This is a genomic window from Desulfosporosinus sp. I2 (assembly GCF_000960765.1).
Classification (GTDB): domain Bacteria; phylum Bacillota; class Desulfitobacteriia; order Desulfitobacteriales; family Desulfitobacteriaceae; genus Desulfosporosinus.
In genome coordinates this window covers 1-6,231 of sequence record NZ_JYNH01000203.1, presented here as the reverse complement: position 1 = coordinate 6,231, position 6,231 = coordinate 1, and the positions used below count along the sequence as shown (strand labels likewise).

Genomic DNA, 6,231 nt, shown 5'->3' with positions numbered 1-6,231 from the left:
TTCCCCAGTTCGCATTACCAGAGGGGACAGCTTAGAGGCTATTGGCATCAAAGGGCTTTACCCCTGTGGAGAGGGAGCCGGATACGCTGGAGGTATCATATCGGCAGCGGTGGACGGAGTGCTTTGCGCAGAACAGATACTGGGTAGTAAACGAGAATGAAGCCAATAGTAGGATTTCTCACGAAGAACGGCACAAACCCCGAATTGTTGAAGTGATACTCAAGTTTAAAAAGTGAGGCAGATAGTGACTTGTGAGAGTGACTATCTGTGTTTGATGGAGAGTTTAAAGTTGATGTCAAAATCAGGGGGGGAGCCTTCGCTGTCTGACCTTAAGGCTTTGGCGGGCCTAAGAACAACGACAGTTTATAGAATAGTAATGATGCTTACGTTAGATAATATTCCTATGTGAGCTAGTGAAACTTGTGAAGCTCTCAAGTAGGCGAGTTCACAAAATTGAGCTTCGTGGAGGGCGTATCGTGAAAATTTATCGAGTAAACATGGCAAATCTCTCGTTCGTTGCGGAAGAAGTGCCGGAAGAGTGGAAGCAACTGGGTGGGCGGGGGCTTACCTCGGTTATTGTAGCCAAAGAGGTTGATCCTACCTGTCATCCCTTAAGCAGGAAAAACAAGTTAGTCTTTGCACCAGGATTATTGGCAGGCACGATGGCCGCTAACTCGGGACGTTTATCGGCTGGGGCTAAGAGCCCATTGACGGGTGGGATCAAAGAAAGCAACTCTGGAGGTACTGTGGCCCAACGATTTGCCAAGCTGGGGGTCAAAGCGTTAATCATTGAAGATATTCCCAAAGGAGACCAATGGTACTGTCTCCATGTTCATAAAGATGGCATAGAAATTAAAGAAGAGACCGAACTCCTTGGCAAGGGTAACTATGAAGTGATCCATACTTTGACTTCCAGATATGGAGAGAATACGGGAGTTATCACGATTGGGCAAGCTGGAGAATACAAAATGTCCGCCGCAAACATTTCTGTCAAAGACCCTAAAGGGCATATTCGCAGTTTAGGACGTGGTGGACTCGGTGCTGTGATGAGTTCTAAAAAAATAAAGTACATTACCCTAGACGACAATGATGGGGAAGGAATCAAGATCAACGATAAGGAAGCGTTTAAAAACGCGGCACAGCTTTTTAATAAAGGATTGCTCAGTCACCCAGTGAGCGGGGATGCCTTGCCTAAATATGGAACCAATGTACTTGTCAATATTCTGAATGAGGCCGGAGGATTGCCAACTAAGAACTTCAGGATGGGGCAATTCGAGGGGGCCGAAAAGATTTGTGGCGAAACGATGTATGAAACCATCATGAGCAGAAAAGGGGATCCCACCCATGGCTGTCACGTTGGTTGCGTCATACGTTGTTCCCAAACTTATAACGACAAAGATAATAAATACCTGACCTCAGGTTTTGAATATGAAACGATTTGGGGTTTTGGAGCGGGTTGTACCGTTGATGACCTGGACCTCATCGCGAATATCGATCAGCTCTGTGATGATATCGGTATCGATACGATTGAAACTGCCGGCTCTATGATGGTGGCTATGGAAGCAGGTGTCCTTCCTTGGGGTGATGGACCGGAAATGCTGAGATTATTTAAAGAAGAAATCAAAGAAGGTACTCCAATTGGCCGTATTCTTGGTAATGGAGCCGAATTCACGGGTAAAGCCTTTGGGTTAACCCGTATTCCGACGGTTAAACATCAAAGCATGCCTGCCTATGACCCGCGGTCTGTCAAGGGCATTGGTGTGACTTACGCTACAACCCCAATGGGTGCGGATCATACTGCAGGGTATTCTGTCACATCGAACGTTTTGAATGTAGGAGGTCGAATTGACCCTTTAGCCAAAGAAGGGCAGGTCGAACTTTCCAGGAATTTACAGATTGCTACGGCAGCTATTGACAGCGCCGGTTTATGTATATTCACGGCTTTTGCCATCCTGGATTATGAGCCGGTCTCGCATGCTTTGATTGATATGATTAATGCCCAGTATGGAACAAACATGTCAGTCGACGATTGGTTTAATATGGGACGGTATGTGCTTAAAACTGAAAGGGCTTTTAATCAAGCAGCCGGATTTACAAATAATGATGACCGCTTACCGGAATTCTTCAGTGAACCAGTACCTCCCCATAATGCCACTTGGGATTTCACCGACCAAGAGCTCGATCAGGTCTATAATTTTTAGCAAGGGGGTCTAGCAATGCAAGTAACGGTAAAACTTTTTGGTGACCTTCGTGAAGGTCGGTTTGAAGAGAAAACGTCCGAATTAAAGGAAAACAGTCGAGTCATTGATGTTATAAAAAAGCATAATCTACCCCTTGAAGAGGTGGCTATCTGTATGGTTAACAGCGAGCAAGCTGAATTTGGACGAATCCTTCAGAACCAAGATACGGTTGCGTTTTCTCCACCAGTCGGTGGGATGTAAGTGAAAAAATAGTGATATAAAAGGAGGTTAGCTGAGCTAACCTCCTTTTATATCAGGTAAACTTGCTGATTTACCGTCATACTAACTCTATAGTGAACTCGTTAAATTCCATTATAATGTATTTTAAGGCTAGTAAGAGGGCTGAAAGGCTTGGGTTACTAAAGACTACTAAAGGCTACTAAAGGCTACTAAAGATTGGTTACTGGATAAGAAAACTATGGACTTCTTGTTCTGAATGATAGCCGACCAACGTGGCCTGCGGATCACCATCTTTGAATAAAATCATGGTTGGAAGATCCTTTACCTTATACATTTCCTTAACTTCTGGGACTTTGTCAACATTAACATAATATACTTCGACTTTGCCCTGAAGATCAGCAGAAACCTGTTCCATGATTGAATGAAGTCGTTGACTATCAGACGATCCCTCAGAGCCAAATTCGAGCGCAATTGGAGTCGGATTATTTAAGACAGCAGGCAGTTTCCCTGAGAATATTTCTTTGATCATTGGCACACATCCTTTCCTAACATATCCATAGTCTTCTCAGAAAAAGAAATTTTAGCCGTCAATAATTTTATGGCTATAGTTCTTTCTATTTTCGGGGGAGAGGGCTGTGAAAGTTTTACACACTTCTACAGTCAGTACACACAAAAAAGGTGCTTGAATGTTGATTCGAAGCACCTTCTCTGTACTAGTCAGAAAGTATAACTTCGTTGTATACTTTCTGGAAGGTCCCTTCCCGCCATCACGGCGCCTTGCCATCCATGGCGGCGCTCTAATCTCGAACATCCTTGTTCGAGTCTTGGCTACAGGGACACTCGGCCAATCCACACTGCTGGAGTATGCGTAGTGAGTTGCAGTGTGGCGATAAGCTCATCCGCTTATCGTCGTGGCCAGCGCATAAGGGCAACTAAGGCGACGACACAGGACGTGTCTAGTGTCGAATGCGCCATGGATGGCTTAGCATTCGACCGGCCGCCTTCGCCAAGGCTAACTAGAAGGTTAATTCGTGCGAAGACAGTGTCTTCGGGCGCCAGCCAAGTTTTCTTTATGCGCCACGCATGGCGATTATTCTACCATCCCATAATTCTGTAGTTTTCGATACAGATTTCTAACGCTGATTCCCAATAAATTTGCAGCTTGGGTCTTATTGCCCTTCACCTTTTTTAGAGTGGCTAAAATGTAGTGTTTTTCAACATCCTCTAAAGATGGATAATGATGGTCGTGGAATAGATTGAAAAATTTTTCTTCTGAATTGAAAGAGGGGGAGGTCTTCAGGAGTTGCTCTGATTTCCCCCAAATATCTTGAGGTGTGATCCTCCCGTCGATTGATAAGATTTGTCCTCGTTCAATGAGATGGAAGAGCTCACGAATATTACCGGGAAAATCATATGTTAGCAGGCGCTCCTTCGTTTCTGGTAATAAACTATAATCGTGATCCAGTAATTTATTTTTGCTCTGGGTTTCGAGGAAATGTTTTACAAGAGGAAGGATATCCTCCCGCCGTTCACGGAGAGGGGGGACGATTAAGGTTAAGCCGTTTAAGCGATAAAATAAATCTTCTCGAAATCTTCCGTGATTTATTTCCTGTTTAAGATCTCTATTGGTTGCCGCGACAATCCGAACATCTACCCGCCGGAGTCGGGTATCTCCAACGCGCCGAAATTCTCCGCTTTCTAAAAACCGGAGAAGCTTTACCTGAATAGATAAAGGCATTTCCCCGATTTCATCGAGAAAGAGGGTGCCATTATCAGCCATTTCGACTAAACCGATTTTTTGCGTCCCTGCTCCGGTAAAGGCCCCTTTTTCATGGCCAAAAAGTTCACTTTCAATTAAAGCCTCAGGTATGGCGCCGGCGTTGACGGGAACCCAGGGGCGGTTAACCCTTGAGCTACCGAGATGGATGGCTTGGGCAATTAACTCCTTACCTACGCCGCTTTCTCCTTGTATGAGCACTGATGCATCAGTTTGGGCAACCTTACGGGTCATCTCGAGGAGCGCATTCATGGGTGCGCTTTCGGCAATGATTTTTTGTTCTGGAGTTTGGCGGTTCACCACTTGCCTGAGCCCCGTATTTTCGAGCAATAACTTCTGCTTTTCAAGGGCCTTTTGCAATGTGATTTCAAGCTCAGACAAGTTACACGGTTTGGTCAGGTAATCATACGCTCCAAGTTTCATGGCTTCAATGGCTGATTCAATCGTACCATTTCCCGTTAACATGACGACCTGGAGATCGGCCTGTAATTGTTTGATTTTTGGTAAAAGGATTAGCCCGTCACCGTCCGGTAACTTGATATCTAATAGGACCGCATCGATTAAAGTCTCTTTGAGAAGGGATAAACCTTCTTTTGCTGTACCGGCTTCGAGTATTTCATAGCCTTTACGCGTTAAACGCTGGGCAATAATCGCGCGCAAAGCGTCTTCATCGTCTAAAATTAAAATCTTTTGACAGTGTTTCATCTGCTTTAATCTCCTGCCTTATGGAGAGGCAAGGTTATCTTCACGCGGGTTCCTTGACCTTCCGTACTTTCTAAGGACATCTCGCCTTGCATCTTCAGAACAATTCCATAACTTACATATAACCCTAAACCAGTTCCTTGTCCTACAGATTTCGTGGTAAAAAACGGGTCGAATGCTTTCTTTAGATTACTTTGAGGAATTCCTTCCCCATAATCCTTGATTAGAAAATGGATTTTTTCTCCCTCACGGTATCCTTTAACTTCGATGACTCCTCCTTCAGCAGAGGCATCCAAAGCGTTAGTGATCAGATTGAGCACTACTTGCTGCCACTCATTTTCATTACCTAGGGCAAAGAGATTATTTTCCAGTTGGAGCTCAAGTTTTATCTGCTTTTGTTTCGCTTTGTGCTCTAAAAGTCCAAGTGTCTGCAGGCTGGCAACACCAATATCGATGAGGTCACTTCCATTGATACGCTTGCGGGCAAAACCAAGTAAACGATCCGTAATTTGCTTGCAGCGGACGATTTGCTCCAAGACGATCTTAAAGCCTGTCTTGATTTCCCCTCGTGTCGGCGCCAGTGTTTCCTCATTCAAGCGGTCCAGTAAGTCCTCACTATGAGCTGCAACGATAGCCAAGGGATTGTTAATTTCATGAGCCACTCCTGAGGCCAAAAGTCCGATGGCAGCCATTTTATCCGTCTCAATCATCCTGGCCTCCATTTCCACTTCTTGGGTAACATCGTCAAGTAGTAACAGGTAAGATGCATTCTCCGGATTATCGGGTGACAACTCATAATACATCTGACGGAAATGTCGGCGTTCCTCGTTCACAAAAACAGAAATAGTTCGTCCATTTTCGAGGTAAACGTCTTCCATTCCTTGCCTGCTAATCACTTGATCCCAGGGAAGATTCGTTAAATCATGTCCAAACCATTCAGCAAACTTCGTATTCCACCAAATAATCTTTTTATCAGGATTTAAAAGAATCATTCCAGCGCCAACCCCGTCAACGACGGTGGTCAACAGTTCCTTTTCATCTTTTAGGTTTTCATTCTTCTGATCCAAGGAATTTAACAACTGATTAAAGGATTTGACTAACCTCCCGATTTCATCCCAACTTTCCATGGGAATATGGGACTCCAAGTCACCCGTAGAAATAATTAGCCTGACTTGCTCTTCAAGATTTTCAATCGGATGTACCACTTTTAAACCAAAGGCAATACTTAAAATCATGACTAGGGCCATGATTAAGATCGCGATCATGATAAGCCGCATAGCAAATTCATAAATCGGTTTGTTTGCTTCTCGAACCGGCTGTTCGATAAAGACT

5 protein-coding genes and 1 pseudogene are annotated in these 6,231 nt (G+C 44.5%); 3 read left to right on the top strand and 3 right to left on the bottom strand.

The features are described 5' to 3' along the window. The first annotated feature begins 476 nt into the window (after nt 1-476). Together UF75_RS24195 and UF75_RS24190 are read left to right on the top strand one after the other, a co-directional pair. Entirely contained in the window at nt 477-2,201 is a 1,725-nt protein-coding gene (locus UF75_RS24195) for an aldehyde ferredoxin oxidoreductase C-terminal domain-containing protein (protein WP_197079529.1), read from the top strand. A 15-nt stretch (nt 2,202-2,216) separates the two neighbouring features. Continuing rightward, nucleotides 2,217-2,441 carry a MoaD/ThiS family protein gene (locus tag UF75_RS24190; RefSeq protein WP_045577075.1) on the top strand — a complete coding sequence of 75 codons (225 nt, stop codon included), beginning with the start codon at nt 2,217-2,219 and terminating at the stop codon, nt 2,439-2,441. A gap of 199 nt (nt 2,442-2,640) precedes the next feature. Here UF75_RS24190 and UF75_RS24185 read toward each other — a convergent pair. Further along, nucleotides 2,641-2,958 (bottom strand): annotated as a pseudogene (locus UF75_RS24185) (thioredoxin family protein); the annotation flags it as partial. Between the two features lie 148 nt (nt 2,959-3,106). Between UF75_RS24185 and UF75_RS28735 the strand changes: the two are divergent. Then, the gene (locus tag UF75_RS28735; protein WP_156146596.1) at nt 3,107-3,292 is read left to right on the top strand and encodes a hypothetical protein; all 186 of its coding nucleotides are present in this window, start codon (nt 3,107-3,109) and stop codon (nt 3,290-3,292) included. A gap of 218 nt (nt 3,293-3,510) precedes the next feature. On the opposite strand, the gene UF75_RS24180 is transcribed toward UF75_RS28735, so the two are convergent. Continuing rightward, nucleotides 3,511-4,902 carry a sigma-54 dependent transcriptional regulator gene (locus UF75_RS24180; protein WP_045577074.1) on the bottom strand — a complete coding sequence of 464 codons (1,392 nt, stop codon included), beginning with the start codon at nt 4,900-4,902 and terminating at the stop codon, nt 3,511-3,513. 5 nt (nt 4,903-4,907) lie between these two features. Beyond that, the coding region (locus UF75_RS24175; RefSeq protein WP_045577073.1) for an ATP-binding protein at nt 4,908-6,231 on the bottom strand (1,324 nt) is incomplete at its 5' end.